Origin of the sequence: Maribacter sp. MJ134 (assembly GCF_003970695.1) — a bacterium.
Lineage (GTDB): Bacteria > Bacteroidota > Bacteroidia > Flavobacteriales > Flavobacteriaceae > Maribacter.
Window position 1 is genome coordinate 1,032,540 of the sequence record NZ_CP034570.1, and the last position, 22,886, is coordinate 1,055,425.

19 protein-coding genes are annotated in these 22,886 nt (G+C 39.5%); 7 read left to right on the top strand and 12 right to left on the bottom strand.

From position 1 onward, the window contains the following. Positions 1-3: 3 nt before the first annotated feature. The gene (locus EJ994_RS04515) at positions 4-372 is read right to left on the bottom strand and encodes a DoxX family protein (protein ID WP_126591403.1); all 369 of its coding nucleotides are present in this window, start codon (positions 370-372) and stop codon (positions 4-6) included. A gap of 180 nt (positions 373-552) precedes the next feature. On the opposite strand from EJ994_RS04515, the gene EJ994_RS04520 reads away from it, so the two are divergent. From EJ994_RS04520 to EJ994_RS04530, 3 genes are all read left to right on the top strand, one after another. Continuing rightward, positions 553-1,452, top strand: a complete 900-nt coding sequence (locus EJ994_RS04520; RefSeq protein WP_126591404.1) for a DMT family transporter — start codon at positions 553-555, stop codon at positions 1,450-1,452. 104 nt (positions 1,453-1,556) lie between these two features. Then, the gene (locus EJ994_RS04525; protein WP_126591405.1) at positions 1,557-2,168 is read left to right on the top strand and encodes a DEAD/DEAH box helicase; all 612 of its coding nucleotides are present in this window, start codon (positions 1,557-1,559) and stop codon (positions 2,166-2,168) included. A gap of 115 nt (positions 2,169-2,283) precedes the next feature. After that, entirely contained in the window at positions 2,284-5,595 is a 3,312-nt protein-coding gene (locus EJ994_RS04530; RefSeq protein ID WP_241240850.1) for a two-component regulator propeller domain-containing protein, read from the top strand. Positions 5,596-5,598: 3 nt separating this feature from the next. Here EJ994_RS04530 and EJ994_RS04535 read toward each other — a convergent pair whose 3' ends face one another. The 5 genes from EJ994_RS04535 to EJ994_RS04555 all read right to left on the bottom strand — a co-directional run bounded on the left by EJ994_RS04535 (position 5,599) and on the right by EJ994_RS04555 (position 11,006). Then, positions 5,599-6,438, bottom strand: a complete 840-nt coding sequence (locus EJ994_RS04535; protein ID WP_126591406.1) for an MORN repeat-containing protein — start codon at positions 6,436-6,438, stop codon at positions 5,599-5,601. A 35-nt stretch (positions 6,439-6,473) separates the two neighbouring features. Continuing rightward, positions 6,474-7,307 (bottom strand): DUF2490 domain-containing protein, encoded by an 834-nt coding sequence (locus EJ994_RS04540; protein WP_099575001.1) that lies wholly within the window; start codon positions 7,305-7,307, stop codon positions 6,474-6,476. Between the two features lie 2 nt (positions 7,308-7,309). Continuing rightward, on the bottom strand, positions 7,310-9,265 hold the full coding sequence (locus tag EJ994_RS04545; protein ID WP_126591407.1) for a hypothetical protein: 1,956 nt from the start codon (positions 9,263-9,265) through the stop codon (positions 7,310-7,312). A 71-nt stretch (positions 9,266-9,336) separates the two neighbouring features. Continuing rightward, entirely contained in the window at positions 9,337-10,032 is a 696-nt protein-coding gene (locus tag EJ994_RS04550; RefSeq protein ID WP_126591408.1) for a LytR/AlgR family response regulator transcription factor, read from the bottom strand. Further along, positions 10,032-11,006: a sensor histidine kinase gene (locus EJ994_RS04555; protein WP_126591409.1), complete on the bottom strand. Its 975-nt coding sequence runs from the start codon at positions 11,004-11,006 to the stop codon at positions 10,032-10,034. The genes EJ994_RS04550 and EJ994_RS04555 overlap by 1 nt, the downstream gene beginning before the upstream one ends. 305 nt (positions 11,007-11,311) lie before the next feature. Between EJ994_RS04555 and EJ994_RS04560 the strand changes: the two genes are divergently transcribed. Beyond that, a complete protein-coding gene (locus EJ994_RS04560; RefSeq protein WP_126591410.1) occupies positions 11,312-12,190 on the top strand; it encodes an ABC transporter ATP-binding protein in 879 nt (292 codons plus the stop codon). A 23-nt stretch (positions 12,191-12,213) separates the two neighbouring features. Then, positions 12,214-13,761 carry a hypothetical protein gene (locus EJ994_RS04565; protein ID WP_126591411.1) on the top strand — a complete coding sequence of 516 codons (1,548 nt, stop codon included), beginning with the start codon at positions 12,214-12,216 and terminating at the stop codon, positions 13,759-13,761. A 16-nt stretch (positions 13,762-13,777) separates the two neighbouring features. Here the strand turns inward: EJ994_RS04565 and EJ994_RS04570 are convergent, their stop codons facing one another. The 4 genes from EJ994_RS04570 to EJ994_RS04585 form a co-directional block, all read right to left on the bottom strand. Beyond that, complete coding sequence (locus tag EJ994_RS04570) at positions 13,778-14,980, bottom strand: PQQ-dependent sugar dehydrogenase (RefSeq protein ID WP_126591412.1); 1,203 nt, start codon at positions 14,978-14,980, stop codon at positions 13,778-13,780. Further along, positions 14,977-15,870: a sugar phosphate isomerase/epimerase family protein gene (locus EJ994_RS04575; RefSeq protein ID WP_206507172.1), complete on the bottom strand. Its 894-nt coding sequence runs from the start codon at positions 15,868-15,870 to the stop codon at positions 14,977-14,979. The genes EJ994_RS04570 and EJ994_RS04575 overlap by 4 nt, the downstream gene beginning before the upstream one ends. A gap of 63 nt (positions 15,871-15,933) precedes the next feature. Next, positions 15,934-17,184 (bottom strand): NAD(P)/FAD-dependent oxidoreductase, encoded by a 1,251-nt coding sequence (locus EJ994_RS04580; RefSeq protein WP_126591413.1) that lies wholly within the window; start codon positions 17,182-17,184, stop codon positions 15,934-15,936. 105 nt (positions 17,185-17,289) lie between these two features. Further along, a complete protein-coding gene (locus EJ994_RS04585; RefSeq protein ID WP_126591414.1) occupies positions 17,290-18,843 on the bottom strand; it encodes a DEAD/DEAH box helicase in 1,554 nt (517 codons plus the stop codon). A 128-nt stretch (positions 18,844-18,971) separates the two neighbouring features. Between EJ994_RS04585 and EJ994_RS04590 the strand changes: the two genes are divergently transcribed. Continuing rightward, entirely contained in the window at positions 18,972-19,550 is a 579-nt protein-coding gene (locus EJ994_RS04590) for a pseudouridine synthase (protein WP_126591415.1), read from the top strand. Between the two features lie 72 nt (positions 19,551-19,622). On the opposite strand, the gene EJ994_RS04595 is transcribed toward EJ994_RS04590, so the two are convergent. Together EJ994_RS04595 and EJ994_RS04600 are read right to left on the bottom strand one after the other, a co-directional pair. Then, complete coding sequence (locus tag EJ994_RS04595) at positions 19,623-20,567, bottom strand: EamA family transporter (protein ID WP_126591416.1); 945 nt, start codon at positions 20,565-20,567, stop codon at positions 19,623-19,625. Positions 20,568-20,591: 24 nt separating this feature from the next. Continuing rightward, positions 20,592-21,050: a cold-shock protein gene (locus tag EJ994_RS04600; RefSeq protein ID WP_099574994.1), complete on the bottom strand. Its 459-nt coding sequence runs from the start codon at positions 21,048-21,050 to the stop codon at positions 20,592-20,594. 300 nt (positions 21,051-21,350) lie between these two features. On the opposite strand from EJ994_RS04600, the gene EJ994_RS04605 reads away from it, so the two are divergent. Next, the gene (locus EJ994_RS04605) at positions 21,351-22,802 is read left to right on the top strand and encodes a hypothetical protein (protein ID WP_126591417.1); all 1,452 of its coding nucleotides are present in this window, start codon (positions 21,351-21,353) and stop codon (positions 22,800-22,802) included. Positions 22,803-22,886: the final 84 nt, after the last annotated feature.

Sequence of the window (22,886 nt, forward strand, 5' to 3'; positions counted from 1 at the left end):
CGGTTAAGGAAGGGGAAACGCTATATACAGACACATCAATAAAAACAGAAGGGCCGGAACGGATTTTTTAAAGGGGTCGTTTATTCGTATGTGCATAATTACGGAACCCAATAATAATAGCGCCAAACCTAGGGCGGCTGGTTGTCTTAAGCTTGGAAACCAGATGGCCACCAATAATAATAGGGCTAAAATCACTTTTAAGGTTCCTATGAGATAACAAGACCATTCCGGTAGGCCATACACTTTAAATTCTTCCTTGATATTCTTCGCATCCCCGCCACGCCATTGCGTGGCCTTGTTATTTTGTACGAGCCATACGTTCAAGATACTTATAGAAACAATGATTTGAAGCGCAATACTGATGTAGTTCATGTGGTCTGTTTTAAGGTTTTATAATCGAAGTATTCAAAAATTGTTTAAGTATAATTATAAATAATTAAACAATATTACTTAAATCTTTGAACGATTCGAAATTTTTAACGCTAATTTAGAGTTCTTTGTGCTTCATTCTAAAGGTCCGACTTCTTAAAGTGCGTTATCTTCGCGCGCATTATGTGGATGTACCTGGGTCTTTTAGCCGCCTTGTTCTTAGGCTTACATAATTTGTGTAAAAAACATGCCGTTCAAGGAAATGAGGCCTTTCCTGTCTTGCTTGGTACCATAACATCAGGATTTTTGATATTGCTTCCTTTTTATTTCGGCTCTTTTTTCTTTGAAAATTACTTGACCAAATTACAACTGTACATAACGGATATCCCTTGGCGCATACACGGATTTATACTAATTAAGTCGGCCATTATGGCTGCATCATGGGTATTGGCATATCAGGCATTGAAGCATCTTCCCATTACTATCGTTACCCCTATCCGTTCTGCGGGACCTTTTTTCACTTTTATCGGGGCAATCACCATATATCAAGAAAAACCCAATCCATGGCAATGGGTCGGTTTCTTTTTAATCATATTTTCAGTACTCCTCTATTCCAGGATAGGTAAAAAAGAAGGGATTCATTTTACCAAGAACAAATGGATACTGGCCATCATAGCAGCTACCTTTTTAGGAGCTTCAAGCGGCTTATACGATAAGTTCTTGATTCAGGGTTTAGATTTGAATCCGCCTACCTTACAATTTTGGTTCTGCTTTTATACCGTACTCCTTTTACTTATTATCCTGTCCGTTACTTGGTTTCCATATCCAGAAAAGAGAAAAGCCTTTACATGGCGCTGGTCCATACCCTTGGTGGGTGTTTTATTGGTAGCGGCGGATTACTTTTATTTTAAAGCCCTACAGGACCCAGAAGCACTCATAATGTTACTTTCTGCCATAAAGCGTAGTCAAATACTTATTGCGGTCGTCGTGGGCGGACTGGTATTCAAAGAAAAGAACAAACGGAAAAAACTGATTCCCTTAGCAGGAATTATGTGCGGTGTTTTCCTGATTCTTTATTCATAAGACACTTTTTAGTTATTCGCGATTGAGGATTCCCTGTGGTCATGAATCGTTTTCTGTTTCAAGATGTTATATTTGTTGTGCCTTTTTGAATAGAAGTCACCACTATGCCATTTAAAAAACTACATCCGGATATTCTGGACACTTTAGCCCGTTTAGAAATTAAGACCCCTACTCCATTTCAAGAAAAGAGTATACCGGCAATCAAAAGTGGCGCAAACGTTTTTTGCATGGCAGCAAACGGAAGTGGTAAAACAACGACCTTAATCCTTACCACTTTGCAGAAACTCAAATGTGAAGCCGTGGGTAGCGCTCCCAGAGCAATAGTACTGGTGCAAAACAAGGAAAAAGCCCTGGCCATGTACGATTTGTTTATAAATTACACCAAGTATAATGACCTAAGGGTCTATGTAGGGTATGAGGAGCTACATATCGATGTGCAAAAGTCGGAAATTTTTGAAGGGATAGATATCTTGATTACCACCCCAAAGTCCATGAATAAATTATTTTTACTCAACGGGGTAAGTACTTCACAACTAAAAATTTTCAGTATCGATGATGCCGAGTTTTTATTGCAAAAATCGGACAGTAGCGCATTAATATCCATTACCCAGAGTATTCTTAAGTGTCAGTACGTTATTTACACAGAAAAATCACATCCAAAATTGCAACGGTTTAAAAACTATTTTATGGAACGTGCCCTAAGGGTTTCTGTCTAATGCGCATTCCACTAAACTTCTGCTAAGTGTATAGACCACAACTTATTAACCTTTCACAACAATAATTTAATATTCGGAAATATATGTAGTTATTTGAAAGAAAATTACTACTATTATGATTCTTGGGCGAGTTGAACAATCATATGCGATAGCTATCATGGCACTCGCTTTTTTATATTTGGGACAATCCCAAAACTTATGGGCGCAGAATCCCCTTGATTCGTTGAACTTTCAGCATATAAAAACTGGAATGTCCCACAGTTCGGTAAGCGAAATATTTCAAGATAGTCAGGGATATTTATGGATAGGCACCCCAAACGGACTGAATAAATACAACGGAAGCGATTTTCAGATTTTTGACAAAAGTCTTGATGGTGCTGTTGGTCTAACCAACGGTTATGTAGAGCGTATCTACGAGGATGAAGAGGGTATCATTTACATAGGAACATATAAGGGCTTAAATTGGTATGACCGTAACTTGGATATCGTAAAGCCCTACGATTTTAAACCGCAGGGTAAGGAAATACAGAACGAATACATAAATGTTATCCATAGAACAGGAGCGTATCTTTTGTTGGGAACTACCCAAAACGGGCTGTATCGCTATTCCATAGCAACAGGAGAGACAAAGCGCTTAGCATTCGAAACCCATGAAATGGGTAAACCAGATGAGAACCATATTATTGAAATATTTGAACTTCTAGACGGTCGGTTTTTTTTGGTAACCCAAGCCTCAAGCCATGTTATAGATATAAATCTACAGGTAAAACACTCCTTTAAAACACCTGAATTTATTCGAAGTGCGTTTAGATTTGGGCCTTTACAGTTTTTTATGGGCACCAGGGACGGTAAGCTACTGAATTATGAACTTGTAGGCAATGAACTGGCACTGGTAGCGGAGAAAAATGTAAGTCCAGGCTATGCTATCATGGATATGGAGGAAGATGTACAGAGTAATCTATGGTTGGCTACGGAAAATGCCGGGCTTTCTATCTATTCTATTTATGATGGTAACATATCCACCATAAAGGCCAATCACCAAAAGCCATCTTCTATTTCTAACAACTCCATCTGGTCTCTTCGTAGAACCAAGGATGGTGTCATGTGGATGGGCCTTTTTAAGAAGGGACTTAGCTTTTATGATCCTGATTACGACAAATTTGAACACGTGGCCGTAGACCCTTTCAATACCAATTCTTTAAGTAATAACATCGTCAATTGCTTTAGTGAGGATGAATTTGGTAATATGTGGATAGGCACGGATGGTGGTGGACTAAATTATTGGGACCGAAAGGAAAATGAATTTGAGCACTTTAATCTGGATAATGGAAAGTTGAACAGCAATGTCGTACTCTCGCTGCTTCCCGTAGATGAAGAGGAATTGTGGATCGGTTCATGGGCTAAAGGAATAAGTATTTTTAATACCGAGACCAAAGACTATGAGATATGGAATACCCAGAATTCTTTTTTAGCCTCTAACAATGTAATGGGTCTTCTAAAGGACAGCAAAAATCGAATTTGGATAGCGACACTTTATGGCGGCCTACAGGTCTATGACCTAAAAACTAAAAAACATCAAGACATTCCTATTAGGTCCGCAATAGATGGTAAGGATGTCGGGACTATTGCGAGACTGTTCCAAGATGATAAAGGTGCCGTATGGGTCGGAACCCAGACGATGGGCGTCTTTAAACTGATGGAGACGTCAATTGGCTGGTCCACAAAACAGTACCATACCCTTAACGAAAGAACCGGTATACGTAGTGATTTTATCAATAGTATTACTCAGGACGATTACGGCAATCTTTGGGTAGGCACACAGGCGGGACTTCACAAATACATAGCATCTACTGATCGTTTTGAGGTAAAAACGAAGGCAGATGGTCTTGTGAACGATGCTATTAAGGGGATTGTGCAAGATGAATATGGTCTTTTATGGTTAAGTACCAACAAGGGCATCATAAAATACAACGACAATACCGGGGAGATGTTGAATTACGATATTTTCGACGGCCTTCAAGGAAACGAGTTCAATGCAAGTGCTTTCTATAAAACCAATACGTACGAAATAGCGTTTGGCGGAAATAACGGGTTTAACATATTTACGTCAACCCAAGCGGAAAAGGGGAACGATGTTCCTGAGGTGGTTTTGTCAGGTTTAAAAATCTTTAATAAACCCGTGTATGCCAATGACGATTTTGGTGTATTAAAACGGGACATTGGGCAAGTTGATTCCATTACCCTAAGTCACGAACACTCTGTTTTCAATATTGATTTTCAAGCGCTTACATTAAAGGCAGCGAAGAAAGTTGAATATGCCTACTTTTTAGAAGGTTTTGAGAAAGATTGGAACTATGTGGGCAATAAAACTTCCGCCACGTACACCAATATAGACCCGGGAGATTATAAATTACGGGTAAAGTCAAGTAATGCCGATGGTGTCTGGAACGATGAAGAAACTACGCTCTTCATTAAAATTACCCCGCCTTTTTGGGCCACCTGGTGGTTCAGGTCCTTAGTGGTGCTTGGTATCGTAGGCGCTGTCTTTTTTTACTACTATAACAAAATAAAGAAGATTAGGCATTATCAGGCCAAGCTAGAAAGGAGAATTGATGAGCGTACCAAAGAACTTCAGCTGAGTCAAAAAAAGCTCATGAAAACTGCGGATGAACTTTCTACCAAAAATGATGAAATACAGCGTTTTACCTATGCCGTTTCACATGATTTAAAAAGCCCCTTGAGTGGCATAAAGGGTATCGCCAGCCTCATTCCCTTAGAAATGGTTATGGACGACTTTCCGGATATGGAAAAGTACCTGGAAATGATCAATGTTTCCTGTGATACCATGGCTACGCTTATTGCCGATATTACCAAAATTGCCAAGATTGGAAAAATAGAAAATAGAAACGAGCTTTTAGAAGGAAAACAAATTTTGGAAGATTCCAGTGTTCTGGTCAGGGGTAAACTGGAAGTTCGTAAGATTAAGCTAGATATTCCAAAAATTCTTCCCCAAATTTATGGTGATAGAAACCGCATTATCCAAGTTTTTGGGAATTTGTTGGACAACGCCATCAAATATATGGGTGACCAAAAGCATCCTATGATCAAGATCAAGGTTTTGGATGAAGGCGATTTTGCTAAATTTCAAGTAATCGATAATGGTTCTGGAATGGATGCCAAGTCATTAAAAAAGCTCTTCTCCCCTTTTGAACGGTTTCACGCCGATGTACAGGGAACAGGTTTAGGCCTATATATGGTAAAACAAATTGTGGTATCCCATGGTGGTGAAATTGTGGCGGATTCCGAAGGAAAAGGGAAAGGAACTACTTTTTCAGTGACCTTGCCCAAAACAGCGCGGGCAATGCAAACCTTTACAGAACTAGAAGGGATGGTTCAGGAAAATGAACCGCATACAGCCCAAAGTTAAAGTTTATTTTTTAGCCTGCTGTACCAATTTATCGTTCTTCCAGATGCCTTTGACAACTTTACCGTCTTTGCCGTAAAAAGTACCTTGGCCGTTGCGTTTGTCCTCTTTCCATTGTCCGGTATACTTTTCTCCGTTTGGCCAGTAATAAGTACCGAGGCCGTTTCGGGTATCTCCTTCGTAGGTGCCTTCGTAACGTTGACCATCCGACCAGTAAAAAATACCTTCCCCATGTCGTTTATTGGCCAACCACTCCCCTTCGTAACGGCTTCCCGTGTCCAACAAGGCAATACCGGTACCGGTAGCCATACCGTTTTTAACCTGCCCCACGTAATGCATCGTATTACCTTTTTTGCTGTTGAAGGTCAAATATTCCCCGAAAGATTTTTTGCGTAACTGGGCCTGCATCCCTTTCAGTTGTACTCTGGCCTTTTCAAGGGCAAAATTGATGGAATCATAACGTCTTATTTCCCTAGGCGTCGCAATTTCAGAAGCGGCGGAATCTTTAAGATTGGTGTCCGAGAGCAAATCCGTTCTCTTTTCAGCGTTAAATTCTTGTAATTTTTTTGCCAAGGCAATTCTTAAGGGTATAACCTTGTTTCCATCATCAATGGTCTGTTGGGTATTTCCGTAAGACGTAATGGCTTCTTCGTACTTCCCTGCAACCAGCATAGAATCGATACGCAACAGTTCTTTTTGTTGTGAAGTCCGATTATCCAAAGCTATTTTGGCCTTTTCGCTCTCGTTCAATTCCCGTTGTAACCCATTGGTCTTAAACATAAAGAATACGGCAACTCCTGTTGCTAATATCAATAAGCTGTATGGTAGCGCAATTCTTTTTTTCATGGTTCCTTAAATCTACTCTTTAATTTACGGATGCCTTAATCGTTTAGATGTATGGAAGGCAATTTATCTCTAACTTTTCTAAAATCGGGAGAGAAATACATATGAAATCGAAGGGTCCAGGCCTGCTTAAATATACCCCCATTGCTCAATTGTTGCCCTTGCGAATACATAAGGCCGGCGGCAAACGTAAGCCGTGGTGTAACAATATACCCCATGGTCGTGGTTAAACGTAGGTCTTCCATGGGACTTGCCACCACAACCTTTCCGCTCTGCATAATAAGTTCCGCTTCTGGAGAAACATAAAGGGTTTTAGGTTCTAGTTTGTGACTGTTCAGAGGAATTTTTGCCCTGAACATATACCGATAGCGGTTTCGGAAGACATATTCACTATTATCTTCAAAACCCTGCGTCCATCGGTGTTCTATACGCAGCCGATGATAGATCATAGCACTGTACAAGGGCATGGCGAATTGGTACTGATGCCAAATACGCCATTCCGGTACTAGATTTCTGTCTTCGGAAGTTTCATCGGTATTAAAATTGAGGCGTAGCACACCACCCAAAGCAGCATTGATTTTTTTATTGTAGATATATCCAATGGCATGTCTATTATAAATTTGAGCCACTTGCCCTACAAACGGGGTAGCTTCCGTCTCCTCGAACCTAAAATGCGTTTGCGCTACCCAGAACAGGCGTTTGGATATCCTGATATTTCCATAGGTGTTTATCCATGTCTTTGTAACCGGTTCCTTATACTTAGATTCCAAAGGTAAAACCTCTTTCTCCTCTTCCTGAGCACTTGAAAATAAACAAGACATTAGTAGAAAGACTACCAATAACGAACTACATATGTTATTTAAGTACTTCATTCTTAATCTTCTTTGCCGATTGGATGGTTCATAAGTAAGTCCAAAACAACTTTAGGTTCCGTGGTCCTCTTTAACTTTCGTTCTAATTTTGAAGTTTCCTCATTTCGAAGCAATAACATTTGTTGATAGGTTTCCTGGAGCAAATTCCCAAGTTCACTTGCGTTATCACAACTTAAATTAGTTTGTATCTCGTCCAAGAAGTAAGGGAGCAGTACTTTTCTATATGCTGCAGTCAGTCTTTTTTTGACCTCCTCGTTCATTAGGTTAGCCATAAAGGGGTTCCAGATACGGTCTTGGTATTCACTTTCTATTTTTTTTGATTGTTCCGGTAAACTTCCTACGGCCAAGGCTAAGGTCTGGAGTTGTCTCATGCACGACGAAAGGGCTTTAGCTCTGCTCAATTTGAGCTTTACGTTTTTTTCACTGGCATAAGTGCTTAGTCCGGCATCAGAAACCTCTTGAATGCTGTTCAGTGCCTTTTTACCAGCATTGTTCTGAAGATTTTCCAAGGAGTCTATCGTAGTGTTTAGCGTCTCTTTCTGGGCTATTAAAAGGTTTTCTATGGCGATTAGCTCTTGCTCTCGCTTGTCCTTGGTTAACTTTTCGTTTAAAATATCCTGCACATATTCCAAGCTATTCTTTGCGTATCCGCTCCATTGAAGTACAGCGGATAAAGTATTGGTATTCATATCAAAACCTGGGAATCCGGGTAATTCGAAAGAAGTTTTCTGCAGGCTAGAATCCTTTAATTGAATCGTGGTAGAAGGTGGACCCTCCATCCAAGATGTGCTGATCAGGTGTGCTCTAGGAACAAACTCTAGAATTCCATGCTCCCTATACATATTCATTTGCCCTAAAGGAACAAGATAGGCCTCGTTAATAGCAGCTACTACGGTATACAGGTATAACGCTTGCTTATCCGAAAGTTTTAAAATATTCAGCTGGGAATTATCCAAAAAGGAGGTGCTTATTGCCGCAGCCGACCTGTATAATGAACTAATACTATCCAACTGTTGTGCTTCCTCCTCGTTTAATGGGTAGAAAGGCAATTTTACCTTAAACTCCGGTAAAAATTCCGCTTCGCCTAAGTTGGAAAGTACGGTGTCGATTTTTTTATAATAGGCTGCATTCTCTTCGAGCAAATTGGTCATACGCTCCCGGAAAATATTGGTGGTGTCTCCAATGGATTTTTGTAGCTGAAGTGCCTCGAGATATCGCTTATCTAAATTTACGGTTTTCGTTGGTGCGGTAAGCGTACTGAAAACGGGAATGTTCCTGAGTGTTCCATTTACTTGAAGTTGTATAGACCTTAATACACCATCATCGAATATCCAACTTTCGGACGCACCCAATTCTTCCGAATCATACAAGGCCCATTCATCGTGAGCCAACCCGTTCCGTAAAAATCGACCTACCAAGGTTCTGGTGCTATTCTCTATACTGAAACTACTTTGTGGAACCCCCTTGTCAAAATCAATAGTACTTTTAAATACGATTTCCTCTACCTCGGAATCCACGATCTTATTGACTTCGTAAGACCACTTACCGTCTGGCTTTCCTTGACTAATACTTCCCTTTGCCTCTTCTTGAATTCCGCTGATGGTTACCCGATAGGCATAATCGATAACCTCCGATTGTTTGTCCGATTTAAATTCTCCAAATTGCAAAACCCATGGGCCGTTGGGATAGTTGTTGGAAAAATTTCCTTTAAAAAGAAAGGAATAGTCCTCCTCCTCCAATAAGGCCTCAAGGCTAGACCTTTGCATTAAGAACGAACCGTCTAGAATAGTATCGTTATTCTTAAGGAAATAATTAAAAGCAGCTTTGCCTTGATAATCCCCCACTTTATATGGACCATTATATTGGCTATTTTCTTGGGCAAAGAGCACCGAGGATAGGACAAAAAATCCTAAAAAGTGCACAAAGACAGTAAGCCGTGTATAATTTAACCGTTTCATGCGGCAAAAAAACTAAATAAAATTTAGATGAAGTAGGTTTATCGAGGAAAATTATACCCCAGTTATAAACGTCATATTTTATCTAGAATAGCTTTTCTATAGGATTTGCCAATTGGAAATTTCAATTCATTTTCTAATATGATTTGATTTCCGTCTATCAATCTTAAGTGATTAAAATTGATGACATAGGATTTATGTATTCGGATAAAGTCATCGGAGAGTTTCTTTAAGAAATCCGTCAGTGTATGGGCGGAAAGTATTCTTGTATCGGTATAAATTTTGACATAGTTACCGTAGGCTTCGATATGGCTAATCTCGGATAGCATCAATTTGATGATTTTTTTATCACTCTTCACAAAAATAAAATCAGGTGATTCCTTTACCGTTACTTGATTGATATTGCTAGGTTGCTCTTCTTTTTGAACTTTTAGGACAGCTTGATAAAAACGTTCAAAGGAAAAAGGTTTTAACAAATAATCTCTAACCTCTAGTTCAAATCCCTCAACCGCATATGCCGCATATGCCGTAGTTATGATTACTTCTGGTTTGTTACGCATGGTCTTTAGAAGACTAAGACCGGAGAGTTTTGGCATATTAATATCCAAAAATAGTAGGTCCACCGCACGCTTTTGTGACATCTCCATCACTTCAAAAGCATCTTTACAAGAGCCAATAAGTTCAAGATGGGGAACCTCTTCAATATACCTTTCCAGTATCTGGCGAGCAATAGGTTCGTCATCTGCAATAATACATTGTAATTTCTTCATTAAAACCTGATTTTAAGACCTATGTGATGCATCATTTTATCCTGTTCCACGTTCAACTCGTGCGTATTTGGGTATAGAAATGAAAGCCTCTTTTTAGCATTAGCTAGTCCAATACCACTCTTGCCTTTTTCCAAGGATGTTTCTTTACGGGAGTTGTCCGTTGTATTGATACAGGAAAAATCAAGCATATTGTCACGTAGGCTCAGCCTAACTTCCACCCTACTCTTTATTCCTGGGGCGCTCCCCAAATGTTTAAACGCATTCTCAACAAAAACAATTAGAAGCATTGGTGCTATAACTTTATCACCTGGTTCTCCGTTTACTTTAAAGGTGATTTCTGTCTGGTCCTCCAGTCTTATCCGCTCTAAGGAGATATAATTTTCAAGGTACTGAATTTCCTTATCCAAGGAAACGAACTGCTCCTTAGTGTCGTATAAACTGTAGCGTAATAAATCCGAAAGTTTTAGCATAAGCTCGGGTAACTTATCAGATTTAAGGACAGATAGACCGTAAAGGTTATTCAGGGTATTAAACAGGAAATGGGGATTTAGTTGCGCTTTCAATAGCTTCAGTTCTGCAGTTTTCTCCTCTTGTCTTCGGACAAAGCTATCCCGGGCCATTTTTAATGCAGTTCCAAAGGTTAAGGCCAAGAGTATGACTCCAAATAAATTGAAGAACATTTTCCACTGTGGAGTTTGTTCCAAGGCGTAGGATAGGATAACAACGGCAACCGCTGTAAAGCAGAGTGCATTGAGCAGGGATAAAATAAAAAAGGTAGGAATATGTTTTCTAAAATAGGGAAGAATTAACAAGTTGCTTATGTATACGGAAGGTGCGATCATAACTATGATCACTAATACGGTAAGCACCTTGTTCTCTGCTTGTACCGTGCCTAGCAAAATAAGAAAGAGACAAGACCAGATAAAGACATTCTGAACTATTTTGTTATCTATCCACTGATCTAAATCAATCATACTCTTCACTTTCTTTACTTGCTAATCGATATTAATAATACTCTGATTCTTGAATCGAAATAATTGTTGGCTGTTCTTCAGATATCCCATGGGGCTTGCCCCAAGGTCGATTATTTCAAAAGTAGTTAGAACGCGTTTTAAATCCACTTTTTCGTGATGAAACATTCATTGTACAATTTAAAAGAGCTTTTTTTAATGATTAACGACCTTTTATATTACATCATGAAACCAAGTATGTTGGTCATTCTTTTTTGTCATAGGCTGTTTTTAAGGAGACTTTAGCACTGTTCTTAAAAACAAAAACAATGGAATTGGAAATACAAAAAGTATCGAAGAAATATGGAAAAGACAAATTTGGATTAAAGGATTTTTCCCTTAGTATAGATAAAGGAATTCTAGGGTTGTTAGGTCCCAATGGCGCAGGAAAATCTACTTTATTACGATTGGTGGCCACTATTGGCAAACCTACCTCAGGAGCCATTATTCTAAATAAGAACAATATCGTAAAAGACCCCAACTATATGCGAAAACAACTTGGTTATCTTCCTCAGGATTTTGGGGTGTATCCAAACCTAAATGCAATCGAATTTTTAGCATACATCGCAGCGATGAAAGGCATAGGAGGGCATCAGTTAAAATCGAAAATTAATGGATTACTAGAGGGACTAAATTTAGCGCATGCTGCTCAAAGGCCTATTGGAACCTACTCCGGTGGGATGAAACAACGTGTAGGTATCGCCCAAGCGCTATTGAATGATCCGAAGATTGTGATTTTTGATGAACCGACTGTAGGCTTAGACCCTGAGGAACGTGTAAGATTTCGAAATTTGATTACAGACTTGGCCAATGATTGTATTGTTATCCTCTCCTCGCATATCGTATCGGATATTGATACCATAGCGGACAAGGTAGCTATTATGAAAGACGGCACCCTGCGGGCTCATGGAAGTCAGGAGCAACTGATATCCAAGGTTAAAGGAAGTGTTTTTGAAACAACTATGAATAAAGCGACACTTCGAAGTTTTAGAGAAAACAATTTGGTTGTAAGCACAGCTAGACAGGCCGATGATTTAAAAGTTAGATTCATATCAAAAACACCCGTCCCAGGTGCTATTAAAAAAGAAGCCAATCTAGAGGATGCATACCTCTATACAACCAAAATGAATTCAACCCAATTTGTTTAATCCCTCACCTTAAAACAGCACTCATGAAATCTTTTTTCATCACCGTTAAACATGATTATTTACAGCGAACAAGAAGTTATACCTTCTTAATTACCCTCTGCGCGAGTTTGGTAATTGCCTATACCTTTGTGCCAGAACCCAATGCCAGTTATTCTACCATAAGAATTGCAGACTATGTTGGCGCTTATAATTCAGCTTGGTTTGGCTATGTCACCGCTATTATGACGAGTATATTTCTGTCCTTAATCGGTTTTTACCTGGTTAACAATAGCATTAAAACCGATATCGCTACCAAGGTGGGGCAAATTGTAGCTTCCACCCCCGTTAGTAATTTTAGGTATTTGTTCAGTAAGGTCATCAGTAATTTCTTTGTTCTGATGACCATAGTGCTACTCGTATTTATTATGAGCATTGTATTATTCACAATGTATAATGCGGGTTTTCCATTTGAACCCTTACAGTTTATTACACCCTACTTGGTCATTACGGTATGTTCTATGTTCTTTATATCGGTATTGGCGGTACTATTTGAGGTGATTTTTGGAAAATACGCTATACTTCAAAATGTAATTTTCTTTTTTCTCTTTTGTTCGTTTATGTTTATCTCACCAAAAACCGAGTTACAATATGGATTGGATGTATTTGGAAATACTATTGTAATGGACCATTTTGAGCAGACAGTCAGGGAAATTACCAAATCCGATGAAAAAACAGATTTGTCTATAGGCTATGTATTGGGCAATGTTACCAAAGCAAAATCATTTACGTTTAAAGGTCTAACTTTTCCTATATCGTTTATTATCAGTAGGTTCTTATGGATTGCATTGGGTATCGCCCTAACTGCTATAGTTTCTTTGGTTTTCCATAGATTTAACTTAAAGGCGCCCTCCATTAAAAAGGAGATGACCAAAAAAGTTAAGACTACCCCATTTTCGGGCGAGCTAGATGTACACCGTCTTCCCCATGTTGAACCTAATTATAGTGTTCTTCCACTTCTGAAAACGGAATTTGTATTGCTCGTACGAAGAGGTAAGAAATGGTTGTGGCTCATCAATTTAATAGGAATGGTACTTTTGGCATTCCTTCCCTTGAGCATAGCACATCAAATGGTTCTTCCGATTCTCTGGTTCTTACAGGCACATCGGATTTCTGGAATTGTAACAAAAGAACGAGCCCATAACGTTCATTACCTTACACTATCTTCTTTTCTACCAGTAAGAAGACTGTTTCTATCCCAAATACTTTCAAGCCTGTTATTTTTGATATTATTAGCAGTACCCTTGTTGGTTAGATTGCTCATATTACAGGATTTTATCTCCGCCGCAGCCATAATTCTAGGTGCTGGTTTTCTCTTATTTTTGGCAACCTTCGCCGGAATAATTTCAAAGGGTAAAAAACTATTTGAGATGGTTTTCTTCTTTATAACGTATGCCAACCTGAACGGAATACCTTTTTTGGATTATTATGGCGGACTACCCCATAATGGAGTTTATCTCATTAAACTGTCTGCATTTGTGCTGCTATTAGCCAGTGTCACATTTTCATTTAAAATAAGAGATACAGAACAATAGCAATATACAAGATGGGTCAGTTTACTTGAGCGACTAAAGGTTCTTCGTAGCTGACCCTATAAATGGCATCTCCATAATCGTCTGAAATCAACATGGAGCCATCTTCTAAAAACAATATGTCCACAGGCCTACCAAAACGCTCTTGAGAAGCCTCATCCAGCCATCCGTTCAAAAAGGTTTCGTACCCTGCTGCCTTATTATCTTCTAGCTTAACCATAGAAATTCTATACCCTACTTTTTTACTCCTGTTCCAAGAGCCATGTTCGGCAATAAATGCATAGTCCTTATATTTTTCCGGAAACATTTTACCCGTATTGAATTTAACGCCAAGCGGAGCTACATGTGCTCCCAATGCTTGTACCGGTGCAATGAAATCCGAACAGGGCTTTTGGTCACCGAATTCAGGGTCTTTTACCACCCCACCATGGCAGTAGGGGTAGCCAAAATGCTGACCAACTTCCGTAACCCTATTCAATTCACATGGGGGAATATCGTCTCCTAGCATATCCCTACCATTATCGGTAAACCACATTTCCTTAGTATCTGGATGCCACGTAAACCCGACACTATTACGAACACCTCTAGCGTAGATCTCTCTATCGGAGCCGTCCGGGTTCATTCTTGTGATGGTAGCATAACGTTCGTCAACCACGGTGGAATCGCAAATATTGCAGGGTGCACCGACAGGGATGTATAATTTATCATCTGGTCCAAAGGCAATGTACTTCCATCCATGATGAAATTCATCTGGGTAGTCGTCATAAATGACTTCTGGTTCGGGCAGGCTATCAAGATGGGATTCAATATCCGAAAATTTCAATAGGCGGTTTACCTCTGCTACATAAAGGCTGCCGTTTTTAAAGGCTATACCATTTGGAACTTCCATGGTTGTGTCTAGAACAATGGTTCTGTCCGCTACAAAATCATGGTCCCTATCCTGAATGGCATAAACCGTATTTTCGTTTCTAGTGCCTACGAAAAGGGTGCCGTTATCGCCCATGGCCATGGAGCGCGCACCATCAATACTGTCGGCATACACCTCTATTTTAAAACCATCAGGCAGTTTTAATTTATCAATTGGAAGCACCGAGGCAGGCTCATTATATTGCACAATAGGTTCGCCTTTGGCTTCTTCTGTAGGCTTCTCTTTACAGGATTGTCCTAAAACTAATGCGGATAGTACTACTAATGTTGCTATTCTAGAATTTAAGTTTTTCATAAATATTGTTGTAAATTTTCTTTAAAATGAACTGCGCTATCGGCAATACTCTGCATGGAGTTTGTCGCATAATTACCACCCTGTTCCAGGTAATAATATTTTAACGCACTTGTATCGAGTTGAGGCAGTAGTGCTACATAATCTATAGAACCATTACCCAGTTCACTATAATCTCGGGTAACCTTGTCCATATCTTTAATGTGCCACATGACAAAGCGTTCGGGTGCCATGGCGATTAACTCCTTTGGACTTTTTTGGGAAGAATGTACGGCCCAATACAAATCTAACTGCAGTTTTACCAAAGACGGATCAGTTTCATCAATAATCCGCTCGTAACCTGTTTTGCCGTCGTAGGTTAAAAATTCAAAATCATGGTTATGATAGGCAAAACCTAATCCGGCCTTAGTAATTCGTTCTCCGATATGGTTCAAAAGTTCCGGAAGCTTTTTGAAAGTCGCTTCCGTTCTCTGTTCAGGTGCCATCCATGGCCAGGTGATATAGCTGTTGTCAAGAGTGGTTGCACCGCTTATACAGGCGTCTACATATCGATTTAATTCATCTCTGGATGTTTCCATATAGTCAGAAAATCCATAGTGACAACTGGAAGAACTCAATCCTAAATCGCTCAATATATTGCGAAACTCAGCTGCTTCATGACCGTAATAATTGGTGTTCTCTGGGTTGAACCCATATAGTTCAAGGTCCGCATAACCCAGCGACTTTACAGTTTTAAGACTTCCGATTAGGTCTTTCTTCAGTGCATCCCTGATGGTAAACGCTTGTAATCCTAACTTATAATTTTTCTTCTTATTCATAGAAAAGATAGGTTTAGGAAGTAATGCTAGGGCAAGACCTGCGGCGGTATGTTTTGTGAATATTCTTCTGTTCATCAGGACGAGAAATAGATTAAATGATGCTGCCCACTATCAAATATAAGTTTATTATCATTTCAATTAAAGGCTTTTGCCCTTGGCTACCTCTATTAATCCCAAGGCCGCATTTTCGCCGCTCAGCATGGCCGCATTCAAAGAACCGTTTACCAGATAATCTCCGGCTAGAAAAATAGCATCTGTTAATCTCGTTTCGGTTGGGGATATGCTCGCGGTAATAGCTTTTAAATCAGGTAGTGCCTTCTTTATGTTGTAGGTCTTCAAATAGCTTACGTCACCGATATTACATTCTGCTTGTAGCTCGGTCTTTACCTTGGTGATCAATTCCGATTCCGAAAGTTCATGATTCTTGACCACGGTAACCGACAATAGTTCATCGGACCCAGAGTTCTCCGTGCTTAAAGTGTTATGGAAAAAGATATTGTTGATAAAAGCGTCCGTTTTGGCGACCAATCCTATCAATGGCCTTGTGTCCTTGTTTTTAGGCGTAGTGAAATAAAGGGTTTGGCAAGATTTCCAGTGTACCTTTTGGTTACGCAGGTTTTTCACTAGACCGGAACCTTCGGTGGCGATGATTATAAAGTCCACTCTTTTGGTACTTCCGTCCTTAAAAAACAGTTTGCCATCCTCACAACTAACTAAAGCGGTATTATATACGATCTCAGTGGTTTTTAGGGTACTGTGTAATTGTTCAGGAATAGCACCGATACCTGCTTTTGGTAGCGTTGCATGACCCGTTCCGAACATCTTGTAAACGAACTGAAACATTCTAGACGAGGTGCTTAGTGCTTCCTCTAAAAAAATTCCCGCAAAAAAAGGTTGAAAAAATAAGTCGATGATTTCATCACTGAACCCCCTATTTTTAAGATAGTCCATCGTGGAGGTTTCCTTTTCCTCAAAAATAGTTTCTATGGATTTTTTCTTGAGCTCGGTATTCAACTTTAGAATTTCAATTTTGTCGGACAGTGTTCCTATACCAGCGGTAAGGGTCGGGAAGAGTAAGGATAGGTTTCTTAGAGGGTCACCAATGACTACCTTTTTTCCATTTTTATAGATAAAGGCTCCAGGAAGGAATTTTTGAAGTGCTAATTCTTCATAATTCAAATATTTTTTGGCCATGGGATAAGCATCTAGCAAAACCTGAAAACCATGGTCTAACTGATAGCCATCCATAATATCCGTCTTTACACGACCACCTACCCTATCGGTCTTCTCATAAATAGTTGGTGAAAAGCCATTGGCTTCTAATACTTGCGCAGCGATGAGACCACTTACACCTGCGCCAATAATAGCAATTTTTAAATCCTTTTCCATACCTGTAAAAATAGGAAATGAATGGTATAGGATGCACTAATTCTAATAGATAAAAAGAAGTTTTCTATCCGTAACCAAAACAGCGAGTTAAAAGAATACGGTTTACTAGTCCTCTGGCGGAAACCCATGAATATCCTCAAATACCCTGTCGAAATTCTCACGGAGGTAGGCATTTAGTTTTTTCTGGTAGTCCAGTTTTAACCAACTGATAAAATTATAGGTGCTTTTACTGATGCATTTACCGTAGACCTGTATTCTGTTATCAATATCTTCCTTAAGGAGTTTTGCCAAAGCAATGGCATCGTAGACATCTTCGCTGTTTTCAATACATATATAAGCATGTTGGGCAATGGATTTCTCCAAAACCACTTTTGAACTTTCCCCTGAGAAGGTAGCCTCTTTATAGGTTGCCTTAATATCAAAATAGGTGTTTTCCGATTTGGCGAACTCTTCTTTTATTTCCTCGGAAAGGTCATGCTTAAAAGTACCTTCTATCTCCTCATCGTCCTTAATACGGTCCGTGTAGAAGTTAGGTGACTTGAAAATAGCGTTCCAATCCAAATCTGCACCCCAAGGACCAAAGCGGTACATGTTGTTCCCAAGGTCAATTACGGTAAATTTTGACTTGTTATTAAGCACACGGGAGCCCCTTCCGATCATTTGGTAATACAAGGTCAATGATTTGGTGGCCCTGTTCAAGATAATCGTATCTATGGTGGGTTCATCAAACCCGGTGGTTAGGATACTGACAGAAGTAAGAATGGCATCCGGAGTTTCCTTAAACCATTTCAGTATCTGTTTTCGCTGTTTTTTTGTAGCGGTGTTGTCCAAATGCATAATAGGTAATCCTGCATTCTTAAAGGTGTAATATACCTGCACGGAAGTCTCGATACCATTATTGAATATCAAGGTCTTTTTTCCTTTAGAATGCTTGGTATAGGCTTCCAATAGTTTGTTCAACATAGAAGCACTGGTATATAGGTCCGATGAGGACTTTACCGTGTAGTCACCGTTAGAACCTACTTCTAGCGAGGTCAAGCCCATATCATATTGAAAGGTCTCTGCCCTGGCTAAAAAATCGTTTTCAATTAAATTTTCGATAGATTCCCCAGCAATCAGCTCATCGTAATTGCCGTTCATGGGCAAATCCTTATTGGAACTCAGCGGTGTTGCCGTTACACCGAGGATAAACGAATTCTCAAAGAACTTGAATAACTTGGTGAAGGAATTGTAGTGCGCCTCATCAATGATAACGAGACCAACATCGGAAATATCCAGCTTGTCGTCATTTAATCTATTGTTCAAGGTTTCCACCATGGCAACGAAACAGCTATACTCCTCTTGGTCATCCAAATTGGCCTTACTGTTCACCACCTTGTTCATGACGCCAAAATCGGTAAGCATATTAGAGGTTTGGTTGCAAAGCTCCACCCTATGGGTCATTACCAATACTTTTTTAGAATGATTTTTCAGGTATTGCCTTACGATTTCAGAAAAGATAACCGTTTTACCACCACCTGTAGGTAATTGGTATAGTAGGTGGTAATCTTCCCGCTCGTTATCGAATTTTTCAAATATTTGCTGAATAGCACCCTGCTGGTAACTATATAACTCTTTATCCGTCTTTTTATCCTGTAATTCGATTAAGGTCTCTTGCATACTATCTTTTTTCGGGAGCCTGCAAAGGTACAATGTTCTATAGGGTTTTGCTAATCATTAGGTTAAAAAGGGTATCTTTCCGACCAATGAAAGTATTGCCGTATAAATTCTTCATTATCTTCATCTAAATGAGCGAGTCCAGTCATTTCAAATTGTATAAACCATTTGGAATGTTAAGTCAGTTAACTTCCGGTGAGAAGCGACAGGTTAGAAAGAAAAAGTTCCTTGGAGAACTCTATGATTTTTCTCCGGGAATAATGCCAATTGGTCGTTTGGATGAAAAGTCTGAAGGATTACTGTTAATGACTACGGATGGAAGATTAAGTAATCATATTAACAAGGCGAACATAGAAAAGGAATATTACGCACAATTGGATGGTGTTATAACAAGAGCAGCACTAATTCAGCTCCGTAAAGGGGTCATTATTGGCTTATTTGGAAAAAACTACACCACCAAGCCTTGCCAAGTTGCTAAATTACAAGGGCTTCCCATCTTGCCTCCGGCAGATTCCAAGTTGCGTATTGGAGTGCACAGACCAACTTCATGGATTAGCATTACGCTTACCGAAGGTAAATTTAGACAAGTTCGAAAAATGACCGCAGCTGTGGGATTCCCTACGGTAAGACTTGTTAGGGTACGCATCGGAACCATAGGAATTGGAGATATGAGTATAGGAGATGTGCTTCCTACAACCTTGGATTTTTAGGATTGATAATGACTTTAACGTTAGATAATTTTCTTAAGTTTTTTGAACATTACCTTCTTTTTAAGGATAGTATTATGATTTTTCGTCCGAAACTTGTTTTGTAGAAAAACGGGAAAATAGGGTAAGCTTCTTTTTGGTATTGATAAAATAAACTCCCGTTAATAAAACTATCGCTGCGATTATGGACTGCGTTGTAATTTCTTCATTTAGGAAGTACCACCCCAATAGCATTGCTATAATTGGATTTACGTATGACGAGGTGGCCACTTTTTCAGGAGAAACCACCTGTAATAAATAATTAAAGGCCGTAAAGGCTACGATACTTCCAAAAACAATAAGTAAAAGCATGGACCAGAGCACCGGAAGGCTCCATTCCGCAGGAGAAATCCATTGTTCCCCAATTAGCAAACTTATTAGAAACATAGAAATGCCGCCGGTAACCATTTGATAACCGGTGTTTACAAAATAGTTCGCCGGTAAATCGGCCTTACCTACGAACAGGCTACCATAGGCCCAACTCAACATGCATGCGAAGATGAGCATCATGCCCAAAACCGCACCATCCTTGGTTATAATCTGTTTTTGACTTACTAAGAGATAGATGCCTACAATACCCAATAGGACGCCTACAATAGACATGGGTTGAATTCTTTTACCTTGTAGTAAGCGCATTAAAAGTAATACTACCAAAGGCTGAGCGGAAACCTCCAAAGCGGCAAAGCCACTATCCACAAACTGTAGGGCCCAAACAACGACTCCATTACCAAAGGTCAGGAACAAGAATCCTGCCTTGATGGTGTTTATAAATTGCTTCTTTGTAATCCTTAAGGGAAAACCTAGGATTTTGGCGATTATAAAAATCAATAACCCGGCTACAACAAAGCGCATACCTGCTAACATGAACGCAGGTAACTCCGTTACTGCAATTTTGTTTAATAGATAGGTGGAACCCCAAATAACATAGATAGCGAAGAAGGCCAATATAACTAAACCCGTATTACGTTTGGCTTCCCTCAAATCAAATAATGGCGGTGTAGAGCCTTAGATTTTTTTGACACGAACAGCGTTCATGCCTTTCATCCCTTTTTCTAGCTCGTAAGAAACATTGTCGTTCTCAATGATTTCATCGATAAGACCACTTACATGAACAAAGTACTTCTCGTTGTTCTCAGCGTCAATTATAAAACCGAATCCTTTTGAAGAATCGAAGAAAGAGACCTTTCCTTTTCTAATAGGGTCAAAAGCTTCCTCTTCTCCCGGAACCTTCTTAGGAATACCTAAGACGATATCTTCCGCCTCTATTTCCACTTTCATCGAAGGATCTGGCGGTGTATCCACTAAATTTCCGTTAAAGTCTACATAAGCCAAAGGAATACCTGAAGTACCGTTCTCCTTAGCTTCTGCTTTCCGAGCAAGCATTTTCTTCCTCTTTTCTTCACGTTTTTTTAAACGCTTCTTTTCTTTTTCAGTTTTATTAAATGTCTGTTGCGATTTTGCCATTGATAATTTTAAAATATTATAAGTTGTACATCTGAGTTATAGCAATGTAAAGGAACTTGAATAAACGACTTATAACAACGTATGGTACTAAGTTCTTGCGCTTTGTTAAGGAAGTAACGTGTAATTACTAAGCTATCAGAATTGTTGCAAAGATAAGATTTGTATTTTAATTTTCAAGTAAGAGCCAATGTAAGTATTTGACAAAGGTCTTTTGTCGACAAAATAGGCCATCTAACCGTATAATCGGTAGAATATAAAGGCATTAATTACTTTTATGGATTATATAGACTCTATTCAAGGATGAAATACAAATTTCAATTACTTTGCTTACTATCATTTATCCTGGTACTACCTTCTTGCTCTAGTGAAAATTTAGCGGAAGAATTGGAAATTATAGAGGAGCCAGAAGTTGTAGAAGAACCTGAACCCGTAATTATACGAACTACCGCAATCCCGGAGTCCGTCCAGAGGCCAGGAAATGCTGCTGCGGGAGAATCCTATATGTTTACAGGAGATTATATGAGCTCTGGTATTCCATATGATGCATGGGTTTTTGGAAATGGGGAGGATAATTCCAACATCCTAAATAGAACCGGTGATAATGCCGTTATTTCTTATGACAACACCGCATTTACGACAAAAAACGGTGTTAGGGCGGTAGCGCCAAACTGTTTGAATTGTCATTCTTCTTTTGTGAATGATTCCTATGTGATAGGATTAGGACAACATGATGGTGATTACACGGGTAATAGAGCGGACAATGTACCGCTCCTAACGTCTGCCATTAATTCAATATATGGGTCAGACAGCCCAGAAGCAATTTCTTATGCACAATTCTCAAAGAGTATATTGGCTATTGGCCCAAAAACTCTAACTAAAAGTAGGGGCGTAAACCCAGCGAATAAAATTACAGAGGTATTAATTTCCCATAGAGATAAGAACACTTTAGTGTGGCAAGATGAACCTTTGATCGAGCTTACAGATGAAGTAATACCGACAGATGTACCTGCCTGGTGGTTACTGAAGAAGAAAAACGCTATGTTTTATACGGGCATGGGAAGAATGGATTTTTGTAAGTCCTTTATTGGGGCAAGTCTTTTAACCATTGACGGTACGGAAAAAGCGATTGAAGTTGATGAGAAAGTAGAAGATATACTCGCGTATATCTATAGTTTGGAGGCTCCTGACTACCCTTTTGAGGTAGATTCGGATTTAGCTGGGGAAGGGAAAGTAGTTTTTGAACACACCTGTTCTTCCTGTCATGGTACGTACGGGGAGCCAGAAACGTATCCAAATTTCCTTGTGGCTTTGGAAAGTATTCAAACGGACCCGGAATTATCTAATCATTACAACACTCCTTCTGAGCTCAACACGTATTTTCTAGATTGGTTCAACAACGGTTGGTTCGGAACATTCGGGAGTCCACTGGAAATAGTTCCCGAGGGTGGTTATGTTGCGCCACCTCTGGATGGTATTTGGGCTACAGCGCCGTACCTTCATAACGGTTCGGTACCCACTTTAATGGATATGTTGAACAGTAAGGCCCGACCCAAATTTTGGAAAAGGTCATTTGATAACGCTGATTACGACACGACTAAAGTAGGTTGGAATTATACGGTAGAAACAGGCCAGTCCGATAAGAACACCTATAACACTAACCTTAAAGGTTATGGTAATGGCGGACATATATTCGGAGATGAGCTTACCAATACCGAAAGATTGGCGCTCTTGGAATACTTAAAAACATTGTAACCTTTTTTTGGCATACCCTTCTAAACGAATACGGTAGGGGTGTGAATAACACATCCCTCCTGTCCTCTTCTGTACCAATTTTTA

What these genes read in the sequence shown, in the direction of transcription:
- EJ994_RS04515 (WP_126591403.1), bottom strand. Translation starts at nt 372, where the DNA reads ATGAACTACATCAGTATTGCGCTTCAAATCATTGTTTCTATAAGTATC.
- EJ994_RS04520 (WP_126591404.1), top strand. Translation starts at nt 553, where the DNA reads ATGTGGATGTACCTGGGTCTTTTAGCCGCCTTGTTCTTAGGCTTACAT.
- EJ994_RS04525 (WP_126591405.1), top strand. Translation starts at nt 1,557, where the DNA reads ATGCCATTTAAAAAACTACATCCGGATATTCTGGACACTTTAGCCCGT.
- EJ994_RS04530 (WP_241240850.1), top strand. Translation starts at nt 2,284, where the DNA reads ATGATTCTTGGGCGAGTTGAACAATCATATGCGATAGCTATCATGGCA.
- EJ994_RS04535 (WP_126591406.1), bottom strand. Translation starts at nt 6,438, where the DNA reads ATGAAAAAAAGAATTGCGCTACCATACAGCTTATTGATATTAGCAACA.
- EJ994_RS04540 (WP_099575001.1), bottom strand. Translation starts at nt 7,307, where the DNA reads ATGAAGTACTTAAATAACATATGTAGTTCGTTATTGGTAGTCTTTCTA.
- EJ994_RS04545 (WP_126591407.1), bottom strand. Translation starts at nt 9,265, where the DNA reads ATGAAACGGTTAAATTATACACGGCTTACTGTCTTTGTGCACTTTTTA.
- EJ994_RS04550 (WP_126591408.1), bottom strand. Translation starts at nt 10,032, where the DNA reads ATGAAGAAATTACAATGTATTATTGCAGATGACGAACCTATTGCTCGC.
- EJ994_RS04555 (WP_126591409.1), bottom strand. Translation starts at nt 11,006, where the DNA reads ATGATTGATTTAGATCAGTGGATAGATAACAAAATAGTTCAGAATGTC.
- EJ994_RS04560 (WP_126591410.1), top strand. Translation starts at nt 11,312, where the DNA reads ATGGAATTGGAAATACAAAAAGTATCGAAGAAATATGGAAAAGACAAA.
- EJ994_RS04565 (WP_126591411.1), top strand. Translation starts at nt 12,214, where the DNA reads ATGAAATCTTTTTTCATCACCGTTAAACATGATTATTTACAGCGAACA.
- EJ994_RS04570 (WP_126591412.1), bottom strand. Translation starts at nt 14,980, where the DNA reads ATGAAAAACTTAAATTCTAGAATAGCAACATTAGTAGTACTATCCGCA.
- EJ994_RS04575 (WP_206507172.1), bottom strand. Translation starts at nt 15,870, where the DNA reads ATGAACAGAAGAATATTCACAAAACATACCGCCGCAGGTCTTGCCCTA.
- EJ994_RS04580 (WP_126591413.1), bottom strand. Translation starts at nt 17,184, where the DNA reads ATGGAAAAGGATTTAAAAATTGCTATTATTGGCGCAGGTGTAAGTGGT.
- EJ994_RS04585 (WP_126591414.1), bottom strand. Translation starts at nt 18,843, where the DNA reads ATGCAAGAGACCTTAATCGAATTACAGGATAAAAAGACGGATAAAGAG.
- EJ994_RS04590 (WP_126591415.1), top strand. Translation starts at nt 18,972, where the DNA reads ATGAGCGAGTCCAGTCATTTCAAATTGTATAAACCATTTGGAATGTTA.
- EJ994_RS04600 (WP_099574994.1), bottom strand. Translation starts at nt 21,050, where the DNA reads ATGGCAAAATCGCAACAGACATTTAATAAAACTGAAAAAGAAAAGAAG.
- EJ994_RS04605 (WP_126591417.1), top strand. Translation starts at nt 21,351, where the DNA reads ATGAAATACAAATTTCAATTACTTTGCTTACTATCATTTATCCTGGTA.